Below are 26,064 nucleotides of genomic sequence, written 5' to 3' on the forward strand. Positions count from 1 at the left end.
CCGGACGGCGGTGGCAGTCTGAAAATCACCCGTCACGCCCCTCTCCGGGCCACCCCCTGCGCCGCCCCCGCCCGCAGCGCGTCCCTCTCGCCGGGGAGGGAGGGGGCGGGTGGGCGGGTGGGGAAGGGGGCTGGGGGTGGCGGGCTTGGGGGCTGGGGGCGGGCTGGGGAGGTGGGTGAGGGGCGCTGGGGTGTGGGGGAAAAGTAGGTGACGGGGTGGTGGGGTGGGGGTGAGGATCGGGGCATGGGTGATTCGGGTGCGGCCGTGTTCCTGACGACCGGGCGGGTGGTGTTGCGGCGGTTCACGATGGGGGATGTGGACCGTCTTGTGGAGTTGGACGGGGATCCGGAGGTGATGCGGTTCCTGACCGGGGGGAAGCCCAGTTCGCGGGAGTGGGTGGAGGGGGAGCTGGTGCCGCGGTACCTGGAGCACTACCGGCGGTACGGGGATCTCGGGTGGTGGGCGGCCGAGGAGCGGGTGGGTGGGGCGTTCCTGGGGTGGTTCGAGTTCCGGCCGACGCGGGAGGGGGAGCGGGGGGAGGTCGAGCTCGGGTACCGGTTGCGTCGGGGTGCGTGGGGGCGCGGGTACGCGACGGAGGGGGCGCGTGCGCTGGTGCGGGCCGGCTTCACGGAGCTGGGGGTGGAGCGGGTGGTGGCGTACACGATGGCGGTGAACGCGGGATCGCGGCGGGTGATGGAGAAGAGCGGGCTCTCGTACGTCCGGACGTTCCACGAGGACTATCCGGAGGTGATCCCGGGCAGCGAGCACGGCGAGGTCGAGTACGCGCTGACGGCGGGGGACTGGCGGGCCGGGTCCGGGATACTTGTGCCATGAGGCTGACGGAGTTCTGGCGACGGATGTACGCGCACTTCGGGGAGGCGTACGCGGAGTCCTTCGCGAGCGACCACGTGATGAGCGGGCTGGGCGGGCGGACCGTGCGGCAGGCGCTGGAGGCGGGCTGGGAGGCCAAGGACGTCTGGCGCGTGGTCTGTGACACCCAGGGGGTCTCCGGGGTGCTGCGCTGAGTGCCGGCCTCCGGGCGGCATGGGACAGACTGTCCGGGTGACAAGTAGCGCAGAACAGAAGAATCCGGACAGGGTGGAGCGGGAGGCCGACGGCGCTCCGGCGGACGGGGGGCCGTGGGGCGGCGGGATGCCGCGCTGGCTGCCGCGGGCGATGGTGCTGTTCCTGGTGCTGGTGGGGCTGTTCCAGTTCGCCGACTGGGCGTTCCGGCAGTTGATCGACCTGTTCGTGATGCTGCTGGTGTCGTTCTTCCTGTCGCTGGCGCTGGAGCCGGCGGTCGACCGGATGGCGGCGCGGGGGGTGCGCCGGGGGGTCGGGACCTTCGTGGTGTTCGTGGCGGTCGGGGTCTCGGTGGTGGGCTTCCTCGCCGCGCTCGGCACGCTGCTGGTCGACCAGGTGGCGAAGATCGCCGGGGACCTGCCGCACCTGGTCGACAATCTGATCGTCTGGATCAACCAGACCTTCCACCAGGAACTCTCGCTGGGTGAGTTGCAGAATCGGTTGCTCAAGGACTCCGGCGCCATCGAGAGCTACGTCCAGCAGGCGGCCGACAACGTCTGGGGCGTCTCCTCCACCCTGATCGGGGGGCTGTTCCAGGCCTTCACGGTCGGGCTGTTCACGTTCTACTTCACCGCCGAGGGCCCGCGGGTGCGGCGGACGGTCTGCTCGATGCTGCCGCCCGCCAAGCAGGCCGAGGTGCTGCGGGCCTGGGAGATCGCGCTGGCCAAGACCGGCGGCTACCTCTACTCCCGGGCGGTGCTCGCGGTGGTGTCGGCGGCCGGGCACTGGGTGATGTTCGCGCTGCTGGACCTGCCGTACGCGGCGGCGATGGCGGTCTGGGTCGGCGTCATGTCGCAGTTCGTGCCGACCATCGGGACGTATCTGGCCGGGGCGCTGCCGATGTTGGTGGCGCTGACCGTGGAGCCGGTGGACGCGCTCTGGGTGCTGGTCTTCGTGGTGGTCTACCAGCAGGTCGAGAACTACCTGCTGCAGCCGCGGATCACCGCGCGGACGGTGGACGTGCACCCGGCGGTGGCGTTCGGGTCGGTGATCGCCGGGGCGGCGCTGCTCGGTGCGGTGGGCGCGCTGATCGCGATCCCGGCGGCGGCGACGCTCCAGGGTTTCGTGGGGACGTACGTGCGGCGGTACGAGGTGGCCACCGATCCGCGGATCGACCGGGGCGAGCAGCGCCGGGCCCGGCGGGAGCTGCGCCGGGAGGCGGCGCGGCGGCTGCGCCGGATGGTCGGCGGGGACGGGCAGCGGCGCGGGGAGTGACGCGGGGCGCCCCCGGGGGCGTCCCGGGGGCGGCACGGCCCGGACGTGCGAGGCTTGAATCGAACAGATGTTCTTTGTACTCTCCGGCGAGGAGTTTTCCACAGGCGGAGCCCGGTCGGGCCCGTTTGTCAGTGGGACGCGCTAGCGTCGGGGACGATGAAGCGCACAGCACAGAACCCGAGGGAAAAAGCCATGGCAGGTACGGACCGCGAGAAGGCCCTGGAGACCGCTCTCGCCCAGATCGAGCGGCAGTTCGGCAAGGGCTCGGTGATGCGTCTCGGCGAGAAGGCCAACGAGCCGGTCGAGGTGATCTCCACCGGATCCACCGCCCTGGACGTCGCCCTCGGGGTCGGCGGCATCCCGCGTGGCCGGGTGGTCGAGATCTACGGCCCCGAGTCCTCCGGTAAGACCACCCTGACCCTGCACCTGGCCGCCAACGCCCAGAAGGCCGGCGGCACGGTCGCGTTCGTCGACGCGGAGCACGCGCTCGACCCGGAGTACGCCAAGAAGCTCGGCGTGGACACCGACGCCCTGCTGGTCAGCCAGCCGGACACCGGTGAGCAGGCGCTGGAGATCACCGACATGCTGATCCGCTCCGGCGCGATCGACCTGGTGATCATCGACTCGGTCGCGGCGCTCGTCCCGCGCGCCGAGATCGAGGGTGAGATGGGCGACTCGCACGTCGGTCTCCAGGCCCGGCTGATGAGCCAGGCGCTGCGCAAGATCGCCGGTGCGCTGAACCAGTCGAACACCACCGCGATCTTCATCAACCAGCTGCGCGAGAAGATCGGCGTGATGTTCGGCTCGCCGGAGACCACGACCGGTGGCCGGGCGCTGAAGTTCTACGCCTCGGTCCGCCTCGACATCCGCCGGATCGAGACGCTGAAGGACGGCACCGAGGCGGTCGGCAACCGCACCCGCGTCAAGGTGGTCAAGAACAAGGTCGCCGCGCCGTTCAAGCAGGCCGAGTTCGACATCCTCTACGGCGTGGGCATCAGCCGCGAGGGCGGCCTGATCGACATGGGCGTGGAGCACGGCTTCATCCGCAAGTCGGGCGCCTGGTACACCTACGAGGGCGACCAGCTCGGCCAGGGCAAGGAGAACGCCCGCAACTTCCTGCGGGACAACCCGCAGCTCGCCGACGAGATCGAGCGGAAGATCAAGGGCAAGCTCGGCATCGGCCCGAAGACGGAGGAGCCGGCCGAGGAGACGGCGGAGGCCGCCACCGCCGCCACCGCCACCGAGGGCGCCGCCAAGCCGATCACCGCGACCGCCACCAAGACGGCCGCGGCGAAGAAGGCGACGGCGGCGGCTGCCAAGGCCTGAGCCGTTGATGCGGTACGACACGGTGGGCGGCGGCCCGGCGGGCCCGGAGGACGACGACCACGGGCCGCCGGACTGGTTCGCCGCGGTCGCGGAGGAGCCGGAGGCGGAGCTCCCGGCCGTGAGGCCCCGGGCGGGCAGCCGCTCCCGGCGCCGCAGCCCGTCCACCACGCAGTGGGCATCCGGCCCCGAGCCGGAGTTCGACCGGGCTCCGGCCCGGGCGGTGCGCGGCGCGGCGCCCCGGCCGGAGCCGGCGGAGGCCTCGGTCGAGGAACTCGGCCTGGTCTCCGCCTCCGAGCTGCCCACCGGCCGTCGGCGGCGGCGCTCCGCCCTGGTGGCCGAGGAACTCGAAGCGGGCCCGCCCGCTTCGGCACGGACGGCCGTGGAGAGCGGCCGGGACGAGGACGGAGCGGCCGGTCACGGGGGTGCGGCCGCCCCGTCCTCCCGGCGCGGGGCGCGCCGGGGGCGATCGGCCGAGGGGCCGCCCGGGGAGAAGACCACCGGCCGTGCCTCCCGGAAGCAGGCCGAGGAGTCGGTCGATCCGGAGACCCGCGCCCGGGACGTCTGCCTGAGGCTGCTGACCGGTGCCGCCAAGACCCGTAAGCAGCTCGCCGACGCCCTGCGCAAGCGGGAGATTCCGGACGAGATCGCCGACGAGGTGCTCACCAGGCTCGAAGAGGTCGGGCTGATCGACGACGCGGCCTTCGCCGCGGCCTGGGTGGAGTCCCGGCACGCCGTCCGGGGCCTGTCCCGGCGGGCGCTGGCCCAGGAGCTGCGCACCAAGGGCGTCGCCGCCGACCTGGTCGAGCAGGCCGTCGCCCAGCTCGACCACGACGACGAGACGGAAGCGGCCCGGGGGCTGGTCGAGCGGAAGCTGCGGTCCACCCGGGGGCTGGACATACAGGTGCGCACCCGGCGGCTGGTCGGGATGCTGGCGCGGCGCGGCTACTCCGAGGGGCTGGCGTTCCGGGTGGTGCGCGGTGCGCTGGAGGAGGAGTCGAGTGAGCTGTCGGGCCGGGAGTAGCGGCTCCGGCGGCAGCGACGAAGCGGCTCGCGACGGAGCGGATCGGGACGGAGCGGATCGGGACGGAGCGGACCGGGCGGGAATCCGGGGGATGGTCCGCCCGGATGCGGTGGCCGGCCTCGGCGCGGACCCGAGCGCCCGTGAGGCCGCCCGGCGGGTCTCCGCCGAGCCGGGCTGACACCGACCCGGGCCGGGCTCCGGGTGACGGTGGTCCGCGAGGCCGTGCCCCGGCGGTGGCCGGTCAGGACACCCCGCTAGGACACACCCCGGCTCGGGGAGTCCACCTGCTCGGGCGCGGGCCGGTCGGCGTGGTCGGGGGCCTGGGGGAGTGTGGCCGGGCCGCCGCGGGCGCGGTCGGCGAGGGCGAGCAGGTCCTCGGCGACGGCGCCCTGGGTGACGCCGACCAGGTGGCCGTCCGGGCGGATCAGCAGGACGGTGTGCGGGCCGGCGCCCGGGTAGTCCTCGGTGACCAGGACCTCGGCGGGGACCGGCAGTGCCGCGGCGACCTCGGCGAGGCGGGGCATCAGACCGGCGCCGAGCCAGTGCTCGGAGGACCAGACGGCGGTGCCGGGGGCGACCAGCAGCAGCAGGAAGGTGGCGCCGAGCCTGGCGTGCAGGTGGTCGGGGGTGCCGTCGTCGGCGAGCACCGGCAGGTCGGGGACGAGCACGCCGGGGGCGGTGGCGGGCAGCAGCTCGCTGAGCGAGGTGGTGCCGCGGGAGCCGCGCTGCACCGGGACCCTGGCGGGGACACCGGAGGGCGCCGCCGGGTAGGCGGGCGCGCCGCCGAACCGGCCGGTGCCGAGCTGGCCGTCGGCGAGCAGCGGGGCGTGCTTGCGGAAGCCGCCGACCAGCAGCGAGCGCCGGGTCTGCTGCCAGCCGCGCAGCGGGCGCAGCAGCGGCATGGACTGGTCGACCGCGCGCAGCCTGGCGCCGACCGCCCCGCGCCGCTCGGCCTCGTAGCCGTCCAGCAGCGAGCCGCCGGGCTGCGGGCCGCCGGAGTGGAGGTGCCAGGCGAGGGCGAGCCGCCAGGCGAGGTTGTCGGCGTCGCGCAGGCCGTCCGGGAGGTTCTGCATGCCGAGGGCGCCGTGCAGGTGGGCGGCGTCGCCGGCCAGGAAGCAGCGGTCGGCCCGGAAGCGGGCGGCGAGCCGCTGCTGGGCGGTGTGGTCGGCGGCGGCCAGCAGTTCGAAGCGGGGCAGTTCGCCGCACCAGCCGGTGAGGGTGGAGGTGACCCGGGTGAGCAGGGTGTCCCCGGTGACGATTCCGGGCCAGGTGGCGTGCGGGTCGACGGTCTCGGCGGGGGCGGGCCGGCCGGGGGGCAGCCGCCAGTCGAGCCGCCAGACGCCGTCCGGCAGCGGACGGGCGGAGGCCTCGCGGTCGCCCCGCCACGGGGGTTCGCGGTGCAGCCGGGCGCCGTCGAAGGGCAGGTCGACCCGGACGGTGGCGATGGCGTTGCGGTCGACCGCGGGGCGGCCGGGGAAACGGATCTTCAGGAGTCTGCGGACGGTGGACCGGGCGCCGTCGCAGCCGACCAGGTGGCTGCCGCGCCACCAGGTGGTGGAGCCGTCCTGGGTGCCCACGGTGCGGACGCTGACGCCGTCCCGGTCCTGTTCGAGCTCGACGACCCGGTTGAGCGGGACCAGCTTGATCAGCGGGGTGCCGGTCAGGGCGTCGCGCAGGCCGCGCTGGAGGCGGTGCTGCGGCAGGTGGTAGGTGGGCGAGTCGGTGAGGTCGATCCGCAGCACCTCCTGGCGGCGCCGCCAGACGGCGAAGAAGTCCCACAGCGCGGAGTCGGAGACGGCCCTCGGGTAGCCGATCCGGGTCAGGAAGGCGGCGGTGTCGGCGCCGAGGACGAGGCTGCGAGGGCCTTCGGGACAGAGCCCGGAGCCCTCGTCGAGGACGACGGTCGGCACCTCGTGCCGGGCCAGGGCGAGGGCCAGGGCCAGACCGACCGGTCCGGCCCCGACCACGATCACCGGGTCCATGAGGGAACCTCCGGGCACGAACCGGCCGATCGGCCGGCGTCAGTTACCGCTGCCGCATATGCCGCGTGGATTCTCCCGGGAGGTGTCACGAAGAGCAATGCAACAGTTCGCCTGCGTGTCCGTCAAGCAGCAGCCGAAGTGCGCCGGTTCGCGCCGCGACGGCCGCGTGCTTCGATCCAGCGTGCGAGCGCGGTCAGCAGCAGGCACATCACGATGTAGATCGGGGCGATCACCAGCACCACGGGGATGTAGGGGAAGCCCGCGGCGTTGATCGGCTGGCTGGCGATCGCCTTACCGACGAACAGCAGCTCGTGGTAGGTGATGATGAAGCCGAGCGAGGTGTCCTTGAGGGTGACGACCAGCTGGCCGATCATCGAGGGCAGCATCGAGCGGACGGCCTGCGGCACCAGGATGGACGTCATCACCTGGGTCTTGCGCATGCCGAGCCCGTACGCCGCCTCGCCCTGGCCGCGCGGGACGGCGTTGACGCCGCTGCGGATGATCTCGGCCTGGACCGCCCCGTTGTAGAGGGTGAGGCCGAGCACCAGCGCCCACATCGGCTGCTGGGCGAAGAAGGCGTAGTAGAGCCCGACGATCAGGATCAGCAGCGGCATCGCCCGGAAGAACTGGGTGAAGGCGGTGCAGGCCCAGCGGACCGGCCGGTGGTCGGAGAGCTGACCGGCCGCCAGCAGGGCGCCCAGGGTGAGTGAGAACAGCGCGGCCAGCCCGAAGGCCTCCAGGGTGGACAGCAGGCCGTCCAGGATCTGCTGCTGGACGTAGGAGTACTGGAAGGCGTCCCAGAGGCCGGGGTCGAACTGCCCGTTGTCGTTCAGCGCGCTGACGGCGTACCAGAGGAGGCCGGCGATGGCGAGCACCGAGAGGACGCCGAACAGGCGGTACCGGGTACGGGCCCGGGGGCCGGGGGCGTCGTAGAGGACGCTCGCCGACGCCTGGCGGTTCAGAAGACTCATCGGGCCACCGCCAGTCGGGTTTCCAGGAAGCGGAAGAACGTGGCGATCGTCGCGCTGATCAGCAGGTAGGCGCAGGCCACCCAGAAGAAGATGGCGAAGATCGAGTAGCCGCGCTCGGAGAAGGTCTGCTGGGCGCTGTACAGCTCGGCGACGCTGAACGCGCCGGCGATCGCGGAGTTCCTGGGCAGGGCGATGAACACGCTGCTCAGCGGGCCGAGGACGGTCCGGCCGGCCTGCGGCAGGACGACCAGCGTCAGGGTCTGGCCGAAGGACATGCCGAGGCTGCGGGCGGCCTCGGCCTGGCCGAGCGGCACGGTGTTGATGCCGGAGCGGATCACCTCGCAGACGAACGAGGCGGTGTACCCGCCGAGCGCCAGCACCGCGAACACCGGGTGGCTGAGGTGCACGCCCAGCGGCGGCAGGCCGAAGGTGACGGCGAAGAACAGCAGGGTCAGCGGGGTGTTGCGGAAGAGCGTCACCCAGGCGGTGCCGAAGGCGCGCAGGGCCGGTACCGGGGAGACCCGGAAGGCCGCCAGCAGGGTGCCCAGCAGCAGGGCGAGCAGCGCGCTGAGCGCGCTCACCTCGATCGTCTGTAGGAAGCCGTCGCGGAACAACGCGAAGTTGTCGTCCTCGAACAGGAACCCCATCCGGCGGCCCTCCTCTCAAGTCATGGCCGGGATCGGCGTACGGCGGCGGATCAGTAGCGGTCGAGGGCCGGGACCTCGGGCGCGGCGGAGCCGGAGGCGCCCAGGGTCGCGTCGTAGGCCTTCTTCCAGTCGCCGTTGTCCTCGTGGGCCTTCAGGGCGTCGCTGATCGCGTCGCGCAGCGCCTTGTCGTCCTTGTTGAGGCCGACGCCGTAGTTCTCCTTGGTGAACGGCTTGCCGACCACCTTGAGCTTGGGGGCGTACTTGGAGGCGTAGCCCTTGAGGATCGCGTCGTCGGTGGTGACCGCGTCGACCTCGCCGGACAGCAGCTTCTCGACGCAGGCCGAGTAGGTGTCGAACTGCGTGATCTTCGGGTTGTACTGCTGGATGTTCTTGATCGAGGTCGAGCCGGTGGCGGTGCAGACGTTCTTGCCGCCGGTGCTCTCCGCGCCGGTGATCGAGGTGTTGTCGGCCTTCACCAGCAGGTCCTGGCCGGCGATGTAGTACGGGCCGGCGAAGGAGACGCTCTTCTTGCGCTCGTCGTTGATGCTGTAGGTGCCGACGTAGAAGTCGATCTGGCCCTTGGCGATGGCCGGCTCGCGCTGCGAGGAGACCAGGGTCTGCCACTTGATCTGCTGCGGGGTGAAGCCGAGGTCGGCGGCGATCATCTTGGCGATCTCGATGTCGAAGCCGCTGCGGTCGCCGCTGGCCACGTCCTCCCAGCCGAGGTTCGGCTGGTCGGCCTTGGCGCCGATGATCAGCTGGCCGCGCTTCCTGGCCTCGGCGAGGATCGTGGACTCGACCTTGACGTCGGTCTTGACCGTGTAGGCCGGCAGGGCCGGGGCGCTGCCGCCGCTGCTCGCGGCGGAGCCGCCGGGGGTGCCGTCCTTGCCGCAGGCGGCGGTGGCGGTGAGCGCGACGGCACAGAGCGCGACGGCGAGGGTGCGGGAAGTCCTCATGGGCTGTTCTCCTGGGGCTGGGCCGCGGCGTCAACCGGGCTCTGGCGTCTGGAAGTCGTGCACGGACAGGGGCCGGCCGGCCTGGCTGCCGGTGGCCGTCCTGCGGCTCTCGAAGCGTCAGTGGTGGAGGATCTTCGAGAGGAAGTCCTTGGCGCGGTCGGAGCGCGGCGCGGTGAAGAAGGCGTCCGGGGTGTTCTGCTCGACGATCTTGCCGTCGGCCATGAACAGCACGCGGTTGGCGGCGGAGCGGGCGAAGCCCATCTCGTGGGTGACCACGACCATCGTCATGCCGTCCGCGGCCAGCTGGCGCATGACCTCCAGCACCTCGTTGACCATCTCCGGGTCCAGCGCCGAGGTGGGCTCGTCGAAGAGCATCACCTTGGGCTTCATCGCCAGCGCCCGGGCGATCGCCACGCGCTGCTGCTGGCCGCCGGAGAGCTGGGCCGGGAACTTGTCCGCCTGCGCGCCGACGCCGACCCGCTCCAGCAGTTCCCTGGCGGTCTTCTCGGCCTGCGGGCGGGGCACCTTGCGCACCTTCACCTGGCCGATGACCACGTTCTCCAGCACGGTCTTGTGCGCGAACAGGTTGAAGCTCTGGAACACCATGCCGACCTCGGCGCGCAGCCTGGCCAGCTCCTTGCCCTCGGCGGGCAGCGGCCGGCCGTCGATGGTGATCGTGCCGGAGTCGATCGTCTCCAGCCGGTTGATCGTCCGGCAGAGCGTGGACTTGCCCGAGCCGGACGGGCCGATCAGCACGACCACCTCGCCCTGGGCGATGCTGAGGTCGATGTCCTGCAGCACGTGCAGCGCGCCGTAGTGCTTGTTGACGTTGCCCAGCACGACCAGCGGGGCGGCTGCGGGGGTGGAGTCCTCGACCGGGCTCTCGGTCATCGCGCCTGCTCCCTCTGTCGTCGAATAGCGCCTGCCCGAGAAGTCTCAACTCCCTTGGGAGGCAGTGGTGGTGCTGATCCGGGAGCCGCGGCCGGCGGAGCCGCAGCCCCCGGTGGGCCGACCTTAGGAGCCGTGACCGTGCGCCGTCAGCCGATCTGAGCGGAACTTGAGCATCACGAAACGGCCACACGGCGCCCGGGTGCTGTTCGCGCGGGCGCCGACGGGGCATGTGACAGCGGGAATCCGCTCCGGTGCTCCCCGCCCCCCACGAGCCCGGTGCGCGGTCGAACCTGGCGCGGGGCCGTTCACTGGCCCATACTGCGCAGGACCGGGACCTGACCGATCGGCCCGGTGATCACCGGTGATCACGTGGGGGAAGGAGGAGAACAGGATGCGACTTCTGCTCGTCGAGGACGACGAACGCGTGGCCGCCGCGCTGGTCGCGGTGCTGGGCCGGCACGGCTTCCAGGTCCGGCACGCCCGCAGTGGGCACGAGGCGCTCGACGCCCTGGTGCCGGACGGCAACGAGCCGTACCGCGTGGTGCTGCTCGACCTCGGGCTGCCCGACCGCGACGGCTTCGAGGTGTGCAGCCGGATCAGGGCCGGCAGCGGCGTGCCGGTGATCATGGTCACCGCCCGCGCCGACATCCGCTCCCGGATCCACGGCCTCAACCTGGGCGCCGACGACTACGTCACCAAGCCGTACGACATGGGCGAGCTGCTCGCCCGCATCCACGCCGTGGCCCGCCGCGGCGCCGCCCCCTCCGCGGCGGCGGTGCCCGCGCCCGACACGGTGCCGCAGCAGCGCGGACCGCTGGAGTCCCGCGGCATCCGGATCGACCGGGAGCGCCGCCGGGTCAGCGTGGACGGCCGCGACGTGCCGCTCACCCGCAAGGAGTTCGACCTGCTGGCGCTGCTCGCCCAGAGCCCGGGCGTGGTCTACCGGCGCGAGCAGATCTTCAGCGAGGTCTGGCGCAGCGGCTGGGAGGGCAACGGGCGCACCCTGGAGGTGCACATCGGCTCGCTGCGCAACAAGCTGGCGCTGCCCGGCCTGGTCGAGGCCGTGCGCGGGGTCGGCTACCGGCTGATCCCCGACCGTCCGGCGACCGCCCCGCCCACCCCCGCGGAGCACTGACCGCACGTGCGCACCCGCCTGCTCGGCATCCTGATCGCCCTCATGCTCTGCGTCCTGGCCGCCCTGGGGCTGCCGCTCGCGGCGGCGGTCGCGGCGGCCGAGCAGACCAAGGTGGTCGTCGACCGGCTCGACGACGCCGCCCGGCTCGCCCAGGACCTGCCCACCTCCGGCGCCGTCGGCTCGGCGCGCAAGGGCGAACCGGAACCCGCCCCGGGCGACCTCAGCCGGCAGCGCGCGATCGACGCCGAGGTCAGCCGCTACCACGACCTGTACGGGGTGCGCCTGGGCATCTTCCAGCGCGACGGCCAGGCGATCGCCGCCGCCCCCGAGAACTGGCGGGTGCCCACCGGCGGCTGGGGCGCCCAGGCCTTCCAGGAGGCGCTGGACGGGCGGCGCAGCCACAACCCGCCGCAGGTCTGGCCGTGGACGCCGGACCGGCCGATCACCGTCGCCGCCCCGGTGGTGCGCGACGGCGACGTGGTCGCGGTGGTGCTGAGCGAGTCCCCGACCGGGGCGCTGCGCACCCGGATGCTGCACAAGTGGCTGGTGATCGGCGCCGGCGAGGCGGCCGCGATGATCGTCGCCGTGCTGCTCGCCGTCCGGCTCACCGAGTGGGTGCTGCGCCCGGTGCGCACCCTGGACCGGGCCACCCACGACATCGCCACCGGCCGGATGGCCGCCCGGGTCGCCCCCGGCGGAGGACCGCCCGAACTCCAGCGGCTGGCACGTTCGTTCAACGAGATGGCGGACCACGTGGTGCTCGCCATGGACCAGCAGAAGGCCTTCGTCGCGGACGCCTCGCACCAGCTGCGCAACCCGCTGTCGGCCCTGCTGCTGCGGGTCGAGCTGCTCGGCCTGGAACTGCCGGAGGGTCACGAGGAGGAGCTCAGCGGCGTACGGGAGGAGGGCACCCGGCTGGCCCGGGTGCTGGACGACCTGCTCGGGCTGGCCACCGCCGAGCACGCCCGCCCCGAACCGGAGCGCACCGACCTGGCGGAACTCACCCTGGCCAGGGTGGACGCCTGGCGGCCGGTGGCCGAGCAGCGCGGCATCGGGCTGCGCTGGGACGGCCCGGCCCTGGCGATCGGCATGGCCGACCCGATCGGCTTCGGCTCGGCCCTGGACGCGGTGCTGGACAACGCGCTCAAGTTCGGCCCGGCCGGCAGCGAGGTGCGGCTGCGGGTCGCGGTGCGCCGGGACGAGGTCGCGGTGACCGTCACCGACGCGGGGCCCGGGCTCACCGAGGACGAGCTGTCCAGGGCCGGGGACCGGTTCTGGCGCAGCCCGCGGCACCAGAACGTGGACGGTTCGGGGCTCGGGCTGTCCATCGCCCGCACCCTGCTGGCGGCCGGCGGCGGTTCGCTCGGCTTCGCGCCGGTCAGGCCGACCGGGCTCGCGGTGACGCTGGCGGTGCCGCGGCCGGAGAAGTAGCCGGGGCCCCGGCGGCCGTCGGGGGAGTCGCGACGGCGCGGGCTCTACGGCGCGAGCCTTACGGCTTCACCGAGCGGTAGTAGCGCGCCGCGCCGGTGTGCAGCGGGAGCGGGTCGGTGTACACGGCGGTGCGCAGGTCGACCAATTGGGCGGCGTGCACCTGGGCGCCGATCTGGTCGCGGCTGTCGATCACCGCCCTGGTCACGCCCTCGACCAGCCCCGGGTCGGCGTCGTCCCTGGTGATCAGCAGGTTGGGCACGGCCACCGTGGCGACGGCCTCCCTGGGTTCGGCGCTCGGGTAGGTGCCCTTGGGCATGGTGGCCGCCCGGTAGGCGTCGGTGCCGCCGCCCTCGGCCTTGTGCAGGGCCTCGGAGAGGTCGCCCAGCGGCACGATCCTGATCCTGACGTGCTCCGAGAGGTCGGTGAGCGCGCTGGTGGGCAGGCCGCCGGACCAGAAGAAGGCGTCCACCCTGCCCTCGCGCAGGTCGTCGGCGGCCTCGCCGATCCCCTTGGACACCGGGACGATGTCGTGGTCCGGGTCCAGCCCGGCCGTGGCCAGCAGCCGCCTGGTCACCAGGTTCACCCCGGACTGCGGCAGGCCGACGCCGACCCGCAGGCCCTTGAGGTCGGCGGTGCGGCGCACCGGCGAGGAGGCCGGGACGACGAGCTGGAGGTAGTCGTCGTACAGCCGGGCGATCGCCCGCAGCTTCTCCTTGTCGGGGCCCTGGTAGTCGGCGACCGCGTCGGCGGTGGCTATCGCGAAGGAGTCCCGGCCGTTGAGCACCCGGGTGATGTTGTCGACCGAACCCTCGGAGTTGTCCAGGGCCAGCCGCACCCCCGGCATCGCCCGGGAGACGTGGCCCTGGAGCAGCTGCCCGTACCGGTCGTACACGCCGTGCTGCACGCCGGTGGCGAACCGGACCTCGCCGCGCGGGTACCCGGGCGAGCGGCCCGCCGACAGCCACCAGCCGCCGAACCCGGCGACCAGCAGGACCAGCACCAGCACCGCCCGCCACAGCGGGCTGCGGGCCGCGGTGCGGACGGCGGCGCCGGGACGGGACGGGGAGGTGGGGGTCATGCAGGGATACTGCCAGGCGCTCCGGCCGAACGGGAGTCGAACGGGTGGTGGAAGCTCATGGAAAAGCGCTTCGCCGCTGCCCGTACCCTGGTCTGGTGAGCGGTGAGAGCGGATTGAAGAGCTACAAGGTCGTCACGTACGGCTGTCAGATGAACGTCCACGACTCCGAGCGGCTGTCCGGGCTGCTGGAGGACGCGGGCTACGTCAAGGCCGGGTCGGAGGGCGATCCGGACCTCGTGGTGTTCAACACCTGCGCGGTGCGCGAGAACGCCGACAACAAGCTGTACGGCAACCTCGGCCAGCTCGCGCCGGTCAAGACCCGCCACAAGGGCATGCAGATCGCCGTCGGCGGCTGCCTGGCCCAGAAGGACCGCGAGACCATCGTCAAGCGCGCCCCCTGGGTCGACGTGGTCTTCGGCACCCACAACATCGGCCACCTGCCGGCGCTGCTGGAGCGGGCCGCCGTCGAGCGCAGGGCCCAGGTCGAGATCCTGGAGTCGCTGGAGACCTTCCCCTCCACCCTGCCGACCCGCCGCGAGTCGGCGTACGCCGCGTGGGTCGCCATCTCGGTCGGCTGCAACAACACCTGCACCTTCTGCATCGTCCCCGCGCTGCGCGGGAAGGAGGAGGACCGCCGCCCCGGCGACGTCCTCGCCGAGATCGAGGCGCTGGTGGACGAGGGCGTCATCGAGGTGACCCTGCTCGGCCAGAACGTCAATGCCTACGGCTCCGACCTGGGCGACCGCGAGGCCTTCTCCAAGCTGCTGCGCGCCGCCGGGCAGATCGAGGGCCTGGAGCGGATCCGCTTCACCTCGCCGCACCCGCGCGACTTCACCGACGACGTGATCGCCGCGATGGCCGAGACCCCGAACGTGATGCACCAGCTGCACATGCCGCTGCAGTCCGGCTCGGACCGGGTGCTCAAGGCGATGCGCCGCTCCTACCGGCAGGAGCGTTTCCTCGGGATCATCCGCAAGGTCCGCGAGGCGATGCCGGACGCGGCCATCTCCACCGACATCATCGTGGGCTTCCCCGGCGAGACCGAGGAGGACTTCGAGGAGACGATGCACACCGTCCGCGAGGCCCGCTTCACCAACGCCTTCACCTTCCAGTACTCCAAGCGCCCCGGCACCCCCGCCGCGGAGATGGCGGACCAGGTGCCGAAGGAGGTCGTGCAGGCCCGCTACGACCGGCTGATCGCGCTCCAGGAGGAGATCTCCTGGGACGAGAACAAGAAGCAGGTCGGCCGCGTCCTGGAGGTCCTGGTCGCCGAGGGCGAGGGCAAGAAGGACGACCGGACGCAGCGGCTCTCCGGGCGCGCGCCCGACAACCGGCTGGTGCATTTCGACCCGAAGCTCCGAGGGGCGGACGACGAGCACGGCGCGAAGCCGGAGGAGCCGGTGCGCCCCGGCGACCTGGTGACCGTCGAGATCACCTACGCCGCCCCGCACCACCTGCTCGCCGAGGGCCCGGCGCTCTCGGCGCGCCGCACCCGGGCCGGCGACGCCTGGGAGAAGCGCCGGGCCGCGGCCGCCGCCAAGCCGGCCGGTGTGATGCTCGGTCTGCCGAAGATCGGCGCCCCCGCCGAGCTGCCGCTCGCCGCGCCGGCGGGCGGGGCCTGCTGCGGCGACTGACCCGCGCGTTCCGGGCGGCCCGGCGGGAGCTTCGGCTCCGGCCGGGCCGTTCGGCTTCCCGGCTAGAGTGATCCACATGCTGGTAGCCGCCGCCGTGTGCCCCTGTCCGCCGCTGCTCGTCCCCGAGGTCGCCGCCGGGGCCGCGCCCGAGCTGGACGGCCTGCGCGCCGCCTGCGACGAGGCGCTGGCGGCGCTGGTCGCCGCCGGGCCGCAGCTGGTCGTGGTGGTCGGCACCGGGCCGGCGCCCGAGGTGTGGACCGAGGGCGGGGCCGGTTCCTTCCGGCGCTACGGGGTGCCGCTGGTCGCCAAACTGCCCGGCGGACGGGTCGAGGGGCCCGAGCTGGCGCCCTCGCTGACCGTCGGCGCCTGGCTGCTGGAGCGCGCCGGCGTGACCCTGCCGACGCACGCCTGCGCGGTGCCCGCCGAGGCCCCGGCCGACCGAATGCTCGGCCTCGGCCAGGGCCTGGCCGGCCTCGCCGACCGGGTCGCGCTGCTGGTGCTCGGCGACGGCAGCGCCTGCCGCTCGGTGAAGGCTCCCGGCTACCTGGACGAGCGGGCCGAGGGCTTCGACGCCGCCCTGGCCGCCGCCCTGGGCGCGGCCGACCTGCCCACCCTGGCCGCCCTGGACCCGGGCCTGGCCGCCGAACTCCAGGCCGACGGCCGGGCGCCCTGGCAGGTGCTGGCCGGCGCCGCGGAGGGCGCCGGCCTCACCGGGCGGCTGGGCTACCAGGACGCGCCGTACGGGGTCGGGTACTTCGTGGCGTCCTGGTCCTAGCAGGCCGGGACCGCCGGCAGGTCAGGCCTGCGGGCCCTGCCCCTGCCCCGGCCCCTGAGCCGGGCCCTCGCCCTCCGGCTTCGGCTTGTGGGCGAAGTCGCCGACCGCGTCCTTGGCCTTGTCGGCGCCGTGCTCGATCTTGTCGCTGTACTTGCCCTTGGTCGCCTTGTCGATCGCGCCGCCCGCCTTGTCGACGGCCTTCTCGATCTGGTCGCTGTGCTTGCCCGCGAACTCGCTGGCCTTGCCCTTGAATTCCTCGGCCTTGCCCTTGAGGTTGTCCATCAGACCCATGACGATCTCCTTCATCCGCTGTTCCCTGCACAACGACGGTGCCCCGCGAAGCGTTCGCAAACCGGGCCCAACCGGGGAAACGGCCGGAAAAAGTCAGGGAAACAGTCATATCGTCGCGCAGTCGGGGGCGAGCGGCAGCCCGGTCCGAGGGCGCGCGGGGCCTCCCGGATCGGGCCGGTGCGAGACTGGAGCGGTGAGCAGCTCCCGTACCCCACGCGTCATCTCGATCGTCGGCGCGACCGCCGCCGGCAAGTCCGACCTGGCCGTCGCCATCGCCCGCAGCCTCGACGGCGAGGTGATCAACACCGACTCGATGCAGCTGTACCGGGGCATGGACATCGGCACCGCCAAGCTCACCACGGCCGAGCGCGGGGGAGTGCCGCACCACCTGCTGGACGTCTGGGACGTCACCGAGACCGCCAGCGTCGCCGAGTACCAGCGGCTGGCCAGGGCCGAGATCGACCGGCTGCTCGCCGCCGGGCGCACGCCCGTCCTGGTCGGCGGCTCCGGGCTGTACGTCCGGGCGGCGATCGACGAGATGGAGTTCCCCGGCACCGACCCGCGGGTGCGGGCCCGGCTGGAGGCCGAGCTGGAGCGGTCCGGACCGTCCGAGCTGCACCGACGGCTGGCCGGACTGGACCCGGCGGCCGCCGAGGCGATCCTGGTCGGCAACGGGCGTCGGATCGTCCGCGCCCTGGAGGTCATCGAGATCACCGGGCAGCCGTTCACCGCCAACCTGCCGAGCAACACCGCGGTGTACGAGGCGGTGCAGATCGGCGTCGCCGTGCCGCGCCCCGAGCTGGACGAGCGGATCACGCTGCGGGTCGACCGGATGTGGGAGGCCGGGCTGCCGGACGAGGTGCGGGAACTGGAGAGGGCCGGACTGCGGGAGGGGCTGACCGCCTCCCGGGCGCTCGGCTACCAGCAGGTGCTCGCCCACTTCGCCGGTGAGTGCACCGAGGACGAGGCCAGGGCCGAGACGGTGCGGGCCACCAAGCGCTTCGCCCGCCGTCAGGAGTCCTGGTTCCGCCGCGACGACCGGATCGACTGGCTCTCCCGGCCGGCCGGCACCGACCCCGTCGAGCTGCTGGGACAGGCCCTGGAACTGATCGCGCGTCAGGGAGTTCCGGCCGCGTAGGACGGGTTTTCGGCCAATCCGGCGGTGCACCTGCGCGCGCAGGCGACCGTGCAGGACGAACCGGCGGTCACGGCCCGATCACGTGATGGCCACGGATCACCCGTCGACCCCGGTCAGGCCGGGAACGCCCCTCTGGACATGCCATCATCGATGCCGTAGGGGTCGGCCGGACGGGCCGGCCGTGCCCGGCCGCGAGTCCGCTCGTGTCGAACTGTCAGGGGAGGCCGTGTGTCGACCGGTACCGGCCCCGAATCCGGCCAGAGCGGAAGCGTCACCGCCCCGGCCGAGGAGTTCGACGAGTCGACGATGGGCGACCTCCCCGTGCTGACCGGCCTGGAGGTCCCGACCTCCTACGCGATCGCGGTGCCCGCCCTGGACACCCGCACCCCGCCCGGCGGCGCGGTGCACGAGCGGGAGATCCGCCCGCTGCGCCGGCTGCGCTGGTGGCAGACGCTGCCGATCGCCCTGCTGGGCACCCTCGGCTCGCTGATGTTCGCCTTCCCGCTCGCCTTCGGCTCGGCCGGGGCACGCTCCACCATGGTCGGGATGCTCGGGCTGCTGTTCACCGCCGCCTCGGTCGGCTGGGGCGCGATGGCCGCCCGGCACGCCGGCTACAAGTGGCCGGGGCTGCCGCGCCGGGGCTCCGGGCAGCGGGCCGGCTGGAAGGCGATCGCGGTCTACACCCTGATCGCGGTGGCCGCCTGCGCGCTCGCGGTCTGGCGGGTCGCCTACCTGCGCTGAGCGCCTCCCCGCGGCGAGCGGGCGGGGGACCGCCCGGTACCGGGGGACCGCTCAGTACCATCGGAAGGGTGAGCGCATCCTCTTCCCAGCAGAGCGGCATCCCCTTCTTCAAGGGGCACGGCACCCAGAACGACTTCGTCATCGTCCCCGACCCGGACGGCGCGCTGGAGATCGGTCCCGGGACCGTCGCCGCGCTGTGCGACCGGCGGGCCGGCATCGGCGGGGACGGGCTGCTGCGCGTGGTGCGCGCCGCCGCCGACCCGGCCGCCGCGGGGATGGCCGACCGGGCCGAGTGGTTCATGGACTACCGCAACTCGGACGGCAGCATCGCCGAGATGTGCGGCAACGGCCTGCGGGTCTTCGCCCGCTTCCTGGTCGAGGCCGGCCTGGCGAAGCCCGGCGAGCTGGCCGTCGCCACCCGCTCCGGGGTGCTCACCGCGAAGGTCGCCGAGGCCGCCGGGGACGGTGCGCCCGGCGACGTCACGATCGACATGGGCCGGGCCGGGCTGCCCGGGCCCGACGGCATCGAGGTCACCGTCGGCGAACGGCGCTGGCCGGCGCTGAACGTCAACATGGGCAACCCGCACGCGGTGGCCTTCGTGGAGAGCCTGGACCACGCAGGCGACCTGTTCGACGCACCGCTCACCAGCCCCGCGAGCGCCTACCCGGAGGGCGTCAACGTCGAGTTCGTGGTGGACCGCGGCCCGCGGCACGTCGCGATGCGGGTGCACGAGCGCGGTTCGGGCGAGACCCGGTCCTGCGGCACCGGCGCCTGCGCGGTGGCGGTGGCGGCGATCCGCCGGGACGGCGCCGACCCGGCGGTCACCGGCGAGGCGGTCTCGTACACCGTGGACCTGCCGGGCGGCCGGCTGGTCATCACCGAGCATCCTGACGGCCGGGTGGAGATGACCGGTCCCGCGGTGATCGTGGCCGAGGGGCGGCTGGACGGCCGCTGGTGGTCGTCGGTGCGCTGACGCCTGTTCGGGGGCGGCCCGGTTTCCCCCGTTCTCGCGGTGACGAATCCCCCCGATCGGGTGATACCGGTCGCGGACGGGAATCAGGGCGTCGCGGAACGTGCTCTGCTCGGTAGCATGGACCACCGGGTCGATCACCCCTGGGGAGGGGTAGCGAGATCACCCTCTCAGGAGGGGCGGCGCCCGGCGACCGTTGCCGGAGGTGCCGATGACCATCGAAGCCGGGCAGTCCCTGACGGGGCAGCCGACGACCGTACGGCAGGGCGGGGCCAGACGGCCCCTCGGAGAGCTCGGCCGGGCCGCCCTCGGCCGGGCCGGGCGGGCCGCGTTGCTGGCCACCGGCCGGACGCCGGTGCCGGACGCCCTGGAGCCGCTCGTCCGGGTCCACCGGCAGCACCATCCGCAGGGCGACCTCGGCCTGCTCGCCCGGGCGTACCGGCTCGCCGAGGCCAGCCACCGCGGCCAGAAGCGCAAGAGCGGCGAGCCGTACATCACCCACCCGCTGGCCGTCACCATGATCCTGGCCCAGCTCGGCGCCGGGACGACGACCCTGGTCGCGTCGCTGCTCCACGACACCGTCGAGGACACCGAGCTGACGCTGGAGCAGGTGGGCGCCGGGTTCGGGCCCGAAGTCGCCTACCTGGTCGACGGGGTGACCAAGCTGGAGAAGGTCGACTTCGGCGCCGCCGCCGAGGCGGAGACCTTCCGCAAGATGCTGGTCGCCACCGGGGACGACGTCCGGGTGATGGTGATCAAGCTGGCCGACCGGCTGCACAACATGCGCACCATCCGGCACATGAAGCCGGCCAGCCAGGTGCGGATCGCCAAGGTCACCAGGGACGTGCTGATCCCGCTGGCCGAACGGCTCGGCATCCAGGTGCTCAAGGCGGAGCTGGAGGACATCGTCTTCGCCACCCTGCACCCCGAGGAGCACGCCCGCACCCGCGCCCTGATGGCCGGTCACGAGGCCGAGCCGGACGCCCTGCTGGAGCCCTTCGCCCGGCAGCTGGCCCGCCAGCTGGCCGAGGCCGGGGTCGCCGCCGAGGTGACCGTCCGGCCCAGGCACTGCGTCTCGCTGCACCGGGTGCTGCTCCGGCGGGCCGCCGTACCGGGGCCGGACGGGCTGCCGCAGGGGCCGCGGCCGGCCGACTACGGGCGGCTGCTGGTGGTGGTCGAGGAGAACGCCGACTGCTACGCGGTGCTCGGCGAGCTGCACACCTGCTGGACGCCGCTGCCAGGGGAGTTCAAGGACTTCGTGGCCGCGCCCAAGTTCAACCTGTACCAGTCGCTGCACACCGCCGTGGCGCTCAGCGGCGGCGCGGTGGTCGAGGTGCTGGTCCGCACCCGGCGGATGCACGAGGTCGCGGAGACCGGGGTGGTCGCGCTCGGCGACCCGTCCCCGGCCGGCGCCGTCCAGGACGCCGACGAGCTGGACCGCACCGACCCGGCCAGGCCCGGCTGGCTCAGCCGGCTGCTGGAGTGGCAGCAGGAGACGCCCGACCCGGACGCCTTCTGGTCCACGCTCACCGCCGACCTCGCGGGCGACCGCGAGATCACCGTGGTGACGGAGAGCGGCGAAACGCTTCAGCTGAGGGCCGGCGCCACCTGCGTGGACGCGGCCTACCTGCTCGGCGAGGAGACCGGCCACCGATGTATCGGCGCGCGGGTCAACGGGCGGCTCACCGCGCTGTCCACCGTGCTGGAGGACGGCGACCTGATCGCGGTGCTCACCGAGACCCTCCCGGCCGGCGGCGGGCAGCCCTCGGGGCCCGCCCCCGAGTGGCTGGCGCACGCCCGCACCCCGGCCGCCCGGCTGGCCATCGAGCGATGGCTGGCCGACCACCCGGTCGGGCAGCCGGCGGTCCGCACCGGCCCGGCCGGCGGCCAGCCCGCCCCGCCGGGGCGCCCGGCGGCCGGACGGCGGTCCGCCCCGGCCGCGGTGGCGGGACGGCCGGGGGCGGCCGTCCGGCTGGCGCGCTGCTGCACCCCGGTGCCGCCGGACCGGGTGACCGGCTACCCGATCCGCGGCGGGGCGGTGGCGGTGCACCGCACCGGCTGCCCGGCCGGGGAGCGGATGCGCGCGGACGGCCGGGCCGAACTGGAGGTCCGCTGGCAGCCCGGGGGCGCGCCGGCGGCCGGGTACCGGGCCACCCTGCGGGCCGAGGCGCTGAACCGGCCCCGGCTGCTCGCCGACCTCACCGCGGCGATCTCCGGGGCGGGCGTCGGCATCGTCTCGGCCGAGGTCGAGCCGCCGCAGGAGTCCAGGGTCCGGCACACCTACACCGTGGAGCTGCCCGAGCCGGCCGCGCTGCCGGGGCTGATGCGGGCGATGCTCAGGGTCTCCGGGGTGTACGACGTGAACCGCCCGCACGCCCCGGAGGGCGGCGGGGACCAGGCGGAGCGGCCCCCCGGCGCGGGGGCCCGGGGGAAATGGGGATGACCGGTCCGCGCCCGGCGTGCGACCATCATGGGGAATTCACGGCCGGTCCACGGCGTTCTCCGGGCACAGGAGCCCGGGGCGGAACCCGGGGGCCTGAGGGGTAGCTCACCCCGCCCGGACGGTAGCCGGGGCGGCAGCTGGGCAGACTCCCTACGGGACCGCCGCGTGCGGTCCCCGAAGGCCACCCGTACCAGCGAGCCAAAGGACAGAATGACCTCCACGTTCGACACCCGCGACCACGCCGACGCTCCGCGCCGCCTCGACGGTCTGCGGGCGGAAGCCCTCATGGACGAGGACCTCGCGGCCATCGACGAGGACCTCGGCCACCACTACGACGGCGACCAGTACGACCGCAGCGAGCGCGCCGCCCTGCGCCGGGTCGCCGGTCTCTCCACCGAACTCGAAGACGTCACCGAGGTCGAGTACCGCCAGCTGCGCCTGGAGCGCGTGGTGCTCGTCGGCGTCTGGACCGACGGCACGCTGGAGGAGGCGGAGAACTCGATGGCCGAGCTCGCCGCACTCGCCGAGACGGCCGGCTCCCAGGTGCTGGACGGCGTCATCCAGCGCCGCGACAAGCCCGACGCGGCCACCTACATCGGCTCCGGCAAGGCGAAGGAGCTGCGCGACATCGTCGCCGCCACCGGTGCCGACACCGTGGTCTGCGACGGTGAGCTCACCCCGGGCCAGCTGATCCACCTGGAGGACGTGGTCAAGGTCAAGGTCGTCGACCGGACGGCCCTGATCCTGGACATCTTCGCCCAGCACGCCAAGTCCCGGGAGGGCAAGGCGCAGGTCTCGCTCGCGCAGATGCAGTACATGCTGCCGCGCCTGCGCGGCTGGGGTCAGTCGCTGTCCCGGCAGATGGGTGGCGGTGGCTCCGGCTCCTCGGGCGGCGGCATGGCCACCCGCGGTCCCGGTGAGACCAAGATCGAGACGGACCGGCGCCGGATCCGCGAGAAGATGGCGAAGCTCCGCAAGGAGATCGCCGACATGAAGAAGGGCCGCGACACCAAGCGCCAGGAGCGCAGGCGCCACCAGGTGCCGTCCGTGGCCATCGCCGGGTACACCAACGCCGGCAAGTCCTCCCTGCTCAACCGGCTCACCGGCGCGGGCGTGCTGGTGGAGAACTCGCTGTTCGCCACCCTGGACCCGACCGTGCGCCGGGCCGAGACCCCGAGCGGGCGGCTCTACACCCTGGCCGACACCGTCGGCTTCGTGCGGCACCTGCCGCACCACCTGGTCGAGGCCTTCCGCTCGACCATGGAGGAGGTCGCCGACGCCGACCTCATCCTGCACGTGGTGGACGGCTCGCACCCCGAGCCGGAGACGCAGCTGGCCGCCGTCCGCGAGGTCATCGTCTCGGTCGACGCGCAGAACGTGCCGGAGATCGTGGTGATCAACAAGGCGGACGCCGCCGATCCCCACGTGCTCCAGCGCCTGCTGCGCCGCGAGCCGCACGCCATCGTGGTGTCGGCCCGCAGCGGCGCGGGCATGGCGGAGCTGCGGCAGCTCATCGACGACGAGCTGCCGCGTCCCGCGGTCGAGGTGCGGGCCCTGGTGCCCTACACCCAGGGCGCGCTGGTCTCCCGGGTGCACGCGGAGGGGGAGCTGCTCTCCACCGAGCACACCGGCGAGGGCACCCTGCTGCACGCCAAGGTGCCGGCCGAACTGGCCGCCGAGCTGGAGTACTTCGCGGTGGCCCTGCACGGCTGAGGCCCGACGTGCGCGGGGCCCCGGGACGGCATCGTCCCGGGGCCCCGCGCCGTTTCCGCGGTGCCTATCTGACGTTCTTGGCGAAGTAGTCGAAGGCCTGCTTCGCCTGGTCCTGGAGGGACGGGCCGGCCTGGTAGCCGGCCGGGGCGCGGTCGCCGAGCGCGCCGACGCTGATCAGGTTGGGCTTGCCGTCCCTGGTGACGAACCAGCCGCCGCCGGCGGCGCCGGCCGTCATGGTGCAGCCGATCACGTACATCGGCGGGCGGGTCCGGTCGAAGGAGAGCCGCCCCGGTGCGGCCGGGGAGCCGCAGTGTTCGAGCTCCAGGCCGTCGAACGGCCGCTCCGCCGGGTAGCCGTACGCGGTGGCCGAGGTGATCTGGTCGCGCGGGGCGTTGAACCAGATCGGCACCGAGCCGCCGACCGTCTCCTCCAGGGACCTGCCGGAGCCGTCCTCGCCGCGCACCCGGAGGATGCCGTAGTCGTACTGGTGGCGGGCGCCGACGCCGCTCTCCTGGAGCCAGGTCGGCGAGACCAGCGCGCGCACCGCCGACCACCGGCCGTACGGGGCCGCCTGACGGTCGGTGTACGCCTTGCCGCGGGCCGCCTGGCCGTCCCGGTTGAAGCCGGGCACGAAGACCAGGTTCCTCAGCCAGCCGCCGCCCCTGCCGTCGTGCAGGCAGTGCCCGGCGGTGTAGACGAGGTTGCTGCGGCCGGGGTCGGCCGGGTCGGAGACCACGGTGGCGGAGCAGACCGCGTCGCCCTGCGGCGTGGTCATGAAGAGCCGGCCGGCCACCGAGCCGGCCGGGCCGTACGGGTGCGGCTGCGGCTCGGCGGGGACGGCGGCGGGCGGGGCGTCCCGTTCGACGCCGGCCGCCGCGGGGGAGGCCAGGGCGTACTCCGGGGTGGGCCTGGGCTTGGCGGCGGCCATCCGGGCCGCCGGCCAGGCGCCGGGCGCCGCGGCGCCGGTGAAGGCGCTGTCGGCGACGTAGCGGGCCCAGTCCTCGACCTTCCAGCCGGTCAGGTCGCCCAGGCTGGTGGGCGCGGACCTGGGCAGGGCGGGGGGCGCGGCGGCGGGCCTGGCGGGGCCGTCCGGGCCGCAGCCGGCCGCGCCCAGTGCGAGCGCGGCGAGCAGCGCGGCGCCGGCCGTGGTGGCCCGGCGCCGCCGGCTGGTGGTTCTCGGCATGCTGGATCGTCCCCCGTGCTGTGCTGGTGGTTCCGCGCCGCCCTTCCGGTGGCGGCGCCGTCGTGCGGGCGGCTACTGCTGCTTCTTGGAGATCCAGTCCAGTGCCGTCCTGGCGACCGCCTCCAGGTACGGGCCGCTCAGCGAGGTGTGCTCCTGGGTGCCGATCGAGGTGTTGCTGACCAGGGCGGTCCTGCCGTCCGGCATGGTGGCGAACCAGCCGCCGCCGCTGGCGCCCTGGGTCATGTCGCAGCCGATGGTCAGCATGGCCGGGCGCTTGGCGTCGAAGGAGAGCCGGGTGGGCTTGCCGCCGTCGCACCTGTACAGCTCCTGGCCGTCGAACGGCTTGACCAGGGGGTAGCCGGTGGCGGAGACCCTGAGCCGGTCGCGCGGTGCGTCGAACCAGACCGGGACGGCCGAACCGACCGTCTCCTCCAGGGACTTGCCGGTGTCGCTCTGGTTGTGCACGCGCATGACCGCGAAGTCGTACTGGTTGGCGGCGTCGCCGCTGCCGCCGCCCTCGACCATCCACTGCGGCGAGGTGGTGACCTGCTCGGCCCACCAGGTGCCGAGCGGGGCCAGCTCGGACAGCGGGGCCCGCTTGCCGCCGCTGGAGGCGCCCGAGTTGTTGTACGCGGGCACGAAGACCAGGTCCTTGTAGAAGTTCCCGCCCTTGCCCGCGTGCACGCAGTGGCCCGCCGTCCAGACCAGGTTGCTCTTCCCCGGGTGCTGCGGGTCGGTGATCACCGTCGCCGAGCAGTTGCCGCGGCCGCCCTGGGCGGTGAAGAACACCTTGCCGGAGGGCTGCTTGGTGTACGGGCGGGGCATCGCCACGGCCTTGACCAGCGGGGGCTCGGGGTCGGTGACGCCGTCGTCGGCGGCGGGCCCGGAGGCGGTCGGCTTCGGGGTGGCGGGGGAGGGCTTGGCGGCGGGCGGGGCCGGGTCGGCGGGCTTGGAGTCGCCCATCTTGTCCGGGTCCCAGAAGTCCTTCACCACCGGGTTGTTGAAGACGTGCTTGGACGCCCAGGTGTCCCAGTCCTCGACCTTCCACTTCTTCAGGTCGTCCCAGGACCTGGGCAGCCCCTCCAGCAGGCTGGTCGGCAGCCCGGACGGGAGGGTGATCCCGCCGATCGCGCCGCCCTGGCCCGTGGCGGGGCTCGCCGCCACGGAGGAGGGCGGCGGCTCGGCGCTGCTCCCGCCGCCGGCGGGGCCGTCAGGACCGCAGGCGGTCACGGCGAACAGGGTGCCCGCGGCCAGGGCGGCGGCCAGGGCTGACCGGTGGATCGTTGGCATCTGTGAGCTTCCCCCTGTGCTCGTTCGGTCGGTGCTCGTTCGGTCGGTGCTCGTGCGGGTGGGGCCGGCCGGTGCCCGGCCGGTCGCCACCGGGCCGCCGGTCGGTGCCGCGTCCGGTGCCGCCGGAGCGCGGTGGTGCGTGCCCGGCC

Annotated in this window: 23 protein-coding genes; 14 read left to right on the top strand and 9 right to left on the bottom strand. The window is 73.6% G+C overall.

Translation table 11 applies throughout. From position 1 onward, the window contains the following. Positions 1-243: 243 nt before the first annotated feature. From ACIQOW_RS35020 to ACIQOW_RS35040, 5 genes are all read left to right on the top strand, one after another. Positions 244-834, top strand: a complete 591-nt coding sequence (locus ACIQOW_RS35020; RefSeq protein WP_401091884.1) for a GNAT family N-acetyltransferase — start codon at positions 244-246, stop codon at positions 832-834. Beyond that, a complete protein-coding gene (locus tag ACIQOW_RS35025; protein WP_188299793.1) occupies positions 831-1,025 on the top strand; it encodes a DUF3046 domain-containing protein in 195 nt (64 codons plus the stop codon). Before ACIQOW_RS35020 ends, ACIQOW_RS35025 begins: the two co-directional genes overlap by 4 nt. A gap of 37 nt (positions 1,026-1,062) precedes the next feature. Then, positions 1,063-2,298 carry an AI-2E family transporter gene (locus ACIQOW_RS35030; protein ID WP_401091886.1) on the top strand — a complete coding sequence of 412 codons (1,236 nt, stop codon included), beginning with the start codon at positions 1,063-1,065 and terminating at the stop codon, positions 2,296-2,298. 192 nt (positions 2,299-2,490) lie between these two features. After that, a complete protein-coding gene (gene recA / locus ACIQOW_RS35035; RefSeq protein ID WP_401091888.1) occupies positions 2,491-3,624 on the top strand; it encodes a recombinase RecA in 1,134 nt (377 codons plus the stop codon). A 7-nt stretch (positions 3,625-3,631) separates the two neighbouring features. Continuing rightward, a complete protein-coding gene (locus ACIQOW_RS35040) occupies positions 3,632-4,645 on the top strand; it encodes a regulatory protein RecX (protein WP_401091890.1) in 1,014 nt (337 codons plus the stop codon). Between the two features lie 254 nt (positions 4,646-4,899). Here the strand turns inward: ACIQOW_RS35040 and ACIQOW_RS35045 are convergent, their stop codons facing one another. The 5 genes from ACIQOW_RS35045 to ACIQOW_RS35065 form a co-directional block, all read right to left on the bottom strand. Next, positions 4,900-6,627, bottom strand: a complete 1,728-nt coding sequence (locus ACIQOW_RS35045; RefSeq protein WP_401091892.1) for an FAD-dependent monooxygenase — start codon at positions 6,625-6,627, stop codon at positions 4,900-4,902. Between the two features lie 122 nt (positions 6,628-6,749). Continuing rightward, positions 6,750-7,598, bottom strand: a complete 849-nt coding sequence (locus ACIQOW_RS35050; protein WP_401091894.1) for an amino acid ABC transporter permease — start codon at positions 7,596-7,598, stop codon at positions 6,750-6,752. After that, entirely contained in the window at positions 7,595-8,245 is a 651-nt protein-coding gene (locus ACIQOW_RS35055) for an amino acid ABC transporter permease (RefSeq protein WP_188299788.1), read from the bottom strand. Before ACIQOW_RS35055 ends, ACIQOW_RS35050 begins: the two co-directional genes overlap by 4 nt. 50 nt (positions 8,246-8,295) lie before the next feature. Beyond that, positions 8,296-9,201 (bottom strand): glutamate ABC transporter substrate-binding protein, encoded by a 906-nt coding sequence (locus ACIQOW_RS35060; RefSeq protein WP_401091896.1) that lies wholly within the window; start codon positions 9,199-9,201, stop codon positions 8,296-8,298. 117 nt (positions 9,202-9,318) lie between these two features. After that, a complete protein-coding gene (locus tag ACIQOW_RS35065) occupies positions 9,319-10,092 on the bottom strand; it encodes an amino acid ABC transporter ATP-binding protein (protein WP_188299786.1) in 774 nt (257 codons plus the stop codon). Between the two features lie 391 nt (positions 10,093-10,483). Here ACIQOW_RS35065 and ACIQOW_RS35070 point away from each other — a divergent pair, with 391 nt between their 5' ends. Then, a complete protein-coding gene (locus tag ACIQOW_RS35070) occupies positions 10,484-11,227 on the top strand; it encodes a response regulator transcription factor (RefSeq protein ID WP_188299785.1) in 744 nt (247 codons plus the stop codon). A 6-nt stretch (positions 11,228-11,233) separates the two neighbouring features. Then, on the top strand, positions 11,234-12,658 hold the full coding sequence (locus ACIQOW_RS35075; RefSeq protein WP_401091899.1) for a sensor histidine kinase: 1,425 nt from the start codon (positions 11,234-11,236) through the stop codon (positions 12,656-12,658). A gap of 58 nt (positions 12,659-12,716) precedes the next feature. Here ACIQOW_RS35075 and ACIQOW_RS35080 read toward each other — a convergent pair whose 3' ends face one another. Next, a complete protein-coding gene (locus tag ACIQOW_RS35080) occupies positions 12,717-13,736 on the bottom strand; it encodes a TAXI family TRAP transporter solute-binding subunit (protein WP_401091901.1) in 1,020 nt (339 codons plus the stop codon). Between the two features lie 95 nt (positions 13,737-13,831). Here ACIQOW_RS35080 and miaB point away from each other — a divergent pair, with 95 nt between their 5' ends. Next, complete coding sequence (miaB, locus tag ACIQOW_RS35085; RefSeq protein WP_401091903.1) at positions 13,832-15,370, top strand: tRNA (N6-isopentenyl adenosine(37)-C2)-methylthiotransferase MiaB; 1,539 nt, start codon at positions 13,832-13,834, stop codon at positions 15,368-15,370. A gap of 76 nt (positions 15,371-15,446) precedes the next feature. Beyond that, entirely contained in the window at positions 15,447-16,145 is a 699-nt protein-coding gene (locus ACIQOW_RS35090; protein WP_401091905.1) for a class III extradiol dioxygenase subunit B-like domain-containing protein, read from the top strand. Between the two features lie 21 nt (positions 16,146-16,166). Here ACIQOW_RS35090 and ACIQOW_RS35095 read toward each other — a convergent pair whose 3' ends face one another. Further along, positions 16,167-16,451, bottom strand: coding sequence for an antitoxin (locus ACIQOW_RS35095; protein WP_401091907.1), 285 nt, complete (start codon positions 16,449-16,451; stop codon positions 16,167-16,169). A 178-nt stretch (positions 16,452-16,629) separates the two neighbouring features. On the opposite strand from ACIQOW_RS35095, the gene miaA reads away from it, so the two are divergent. The 5 genes from miaA to hflX all read left to right on the top strand — a co-directional run bounded on the left by miaA (position 16,630) and on the right by hflX (position 23,442). Then, positions 16,630-17,574 (top strand): tRNA (adenosine(37)-N6)-dimethylallyltransferase MiaA, encoded by a 945-nt coding sequence (gene miaA / locus ACIQOW_RS35100; protein WP_401091909.1) that lies wholly within the window; start codon positions 16,630-16,632, stop codon positions 17,572-17,574. A gap of 228 nt (positions 17,575-17,802) precedes the next feature. After that, positions 17,803-18,315, top strand: coding sequence for a hypothetical protein (locus ACIQOW_RS35105; RefSeq protein ID WP_401091911.1), 513 nt, complete (start codon positions 17,803-17,805; stop codon positions 18,313-18,315). 68 nt (positions 18,316-18,383) lie between these two features. After that, positions 18,384-19,289 carry a diaminopimelate epimerase gene (gene dapF / locus ACIQOW_RS35110; RefSeq protein ID WP_401091913.1) on the top strand — a complete coding sequence of 302 codons (906 nt, stop codon included), beginning with the start codon at positions 18,384-18,386 and terminating at the stop codon, positions 19,287-19,289. Between the two features lie 208 nt (positions 19,290-19,497). Next, the gene (locus ACIQOW_RS35115; RefSeq protein WP_401091915.1) at positions 19,498-21,729 is read left to right on the top strand and encodes a RelA/SpoT family protein; all 2,232 of its coding nucleotides are present in this window, start codon (positions 19,498-19,500) and stop codon (positions 21,727-21,729) included. 210 nt (positions 21,730-21,939) lie between these two features. Beyond that, entirely contained in the window at positions 21,940-23,442 is a 1,503-nt protein-coding gene (gene hflX, locus ACIQOW_RS35120; protein WP_401091917.1) for a GTPase HflX, read from the top strand. A 64-nt stretch (positions 23,443-23,506) separates the two neighbouring features. Here the strand turns inward: hflX and ACIQOW_RS35125 are convergent, their stop codons facing one another. Next, a complete protein-coding gene (locus ACIQOW_RS35125; protein ID WP_401091919.1) occupies positions 23,507-24,625 on the bottom strand; it encodes a trypsin-like serine peptidase in 1,119 nt (372 codons plus the stop codon). A 72-nt stretch (positions 24,626-24,697) separates the two neighbouring features. Beyond that, positions 24,698-25,915, bottom strand: a complete 1,218-nt coding sequence (locus tag ACIQOW_RS35130; RefSeq protein ID WP_401091921.1) for a trypsin-like serine peptidase — start codon at positions 25,913-25,915, stop codon at positions 24,698-24,700. Between the last annotated feature and the right edge of the window lie 149 nt (positions 25,916-26,064).

The organism is Kitasatospora sp. NPDC091335 (assembly GCF_044757205.1).
Taxonomy (GTDB): domain Bacteria; phylum Actinomycetota; class Actinomycetes; order Streptomycetales; family Streptomycetaceae; genus Kitasatospora.

Excerpts from the sequence above, each read along its gene's own strand:
- ACIQOW_RS35020 (WP_401091884.1), top strand. The coding sequence starts at position 244 with ATGGGTGATTCGGGTGCGGCCGTGTTCCTGACGACCGGGCGGGTGGTG.
- ACIQOW_RS35025 (WP_188299793.1), top strand. The coding sequence starts at position 831 with ATGAGGCTGACGGAGTTCTGGCGACGGATGTACGCGCACTTCGGGGAG.
- recA (WP_401091888.1), top strand. The coding sequence starts at position 2,491 with ATGGCAGGTACGGACCGCGAGAAGGCCCTGGAGACCGCTCTCGCCCAG.
- ACIQOW_RS35040 (WP_401091890.1), top strand. The coding sequence starts at position 3,632 with ATGCGGTACGACACGGTGGGCGGCGGCCCGGCGGGCCCGGAGGACGAC.
- ACIQOW_RS35045 (WP_401091892.1), bottom strand. The coding sequence starts at position 6,627 with ATGGACCCGGTGATCGTGGTCGGGGCCGGACCGGTCGGTCTGGCCCTG.
- ACIQOW_RS35050 (WP_401091894.1), bottom strand. The coding sequence starts at position 7,598 with ATGAGTCTTCTGAACCGCCAGGCGTCGGCGAGCGTCCTCTACGACGCC.
- ACIQOW_RS35055 (WP_188299788.1), bottom strand. The coding sequence starts at position 8,245 with ATGGGGTTCCTGTTCGAGGACGACAACTTCGCGTTGTTCCGCGACGGC.
- ACIQOW_RS35060 (WP_401091896.1), bottom strand. The coding sequence starts at position 9,201 with ATGAGGACTTCCCGCACCCTCGCCGTCGCGCTCTGTGCCGTCGCGCTC.
- ACIQOW_RS35065 (WP_188299786.1), bottom strand. The coding sequence starts at position 10,092 with ATGACCGAGAGCCCGGTCGAGGACTCCACCCCCGCAGCCGCCCCGCTG.
- ACIQOW_RS35070 (WP_188299785.1), top strand. The coding sequence starts at position 10,484 with ATGCGACTTCTGCTCGTCGAGGACGACGAACGCGTGGCCGCCGCGCTG.
- ACIQOW_RS35080 (WP_401091901.1), bottom strand. The coding sequence starts at position 13,736 with ATGACCCCCACCTCCCCGTCCCGTCCCGGCGCCGCCGTCCGCACCGCG.
- ACIQOW_RS35090 (WP_401091905.1), top strand. The coding sequence starts at position 15,447 with ATGCTGGTAGCCGCCGCCGTGTGCCCCTGTCCGCCGCTGCTCGTCCCC.
- ACIQOW_RS35095 (WP_401091907.1), bottom strand. The coding sequence starts at position 16,451 with ATGAAGGAGATCGTCATGGGTCTGATGGACAACCTCAAGGGCAAGGCC.
- ACIQOW_RS35115 (WP_401091915.1), top strand. The coding sequence starts at position 19,498 with ATGACCATCGAAGCCGGGCAGTCCCTGACGGGGCAGCCGACGACCGTA.
- hflX (WP_401091917.1), top strand. The coding sequence starts at position 21,940 with ATGACCTCCACGTTCGACACCCGCGACCACGCCGACGCTCCGCGCCGC.
- ACIQOW_RS35125 (WP_401091919.1), bottom strand. The coding sequence starts at position 24,625 with ATGCCGAGAACCACCAGCCGGCGGCGCCGGGCCACCACGGCCGGCGCC.
- ACIQOW_RS35130 (WP_401091921.1), bottom strand. The coding sequence starts at position 25,915 with ATGCCAACGATCCACCGGTCAGCCCTGGCCGCCGCCCTGGCCGCGGGC.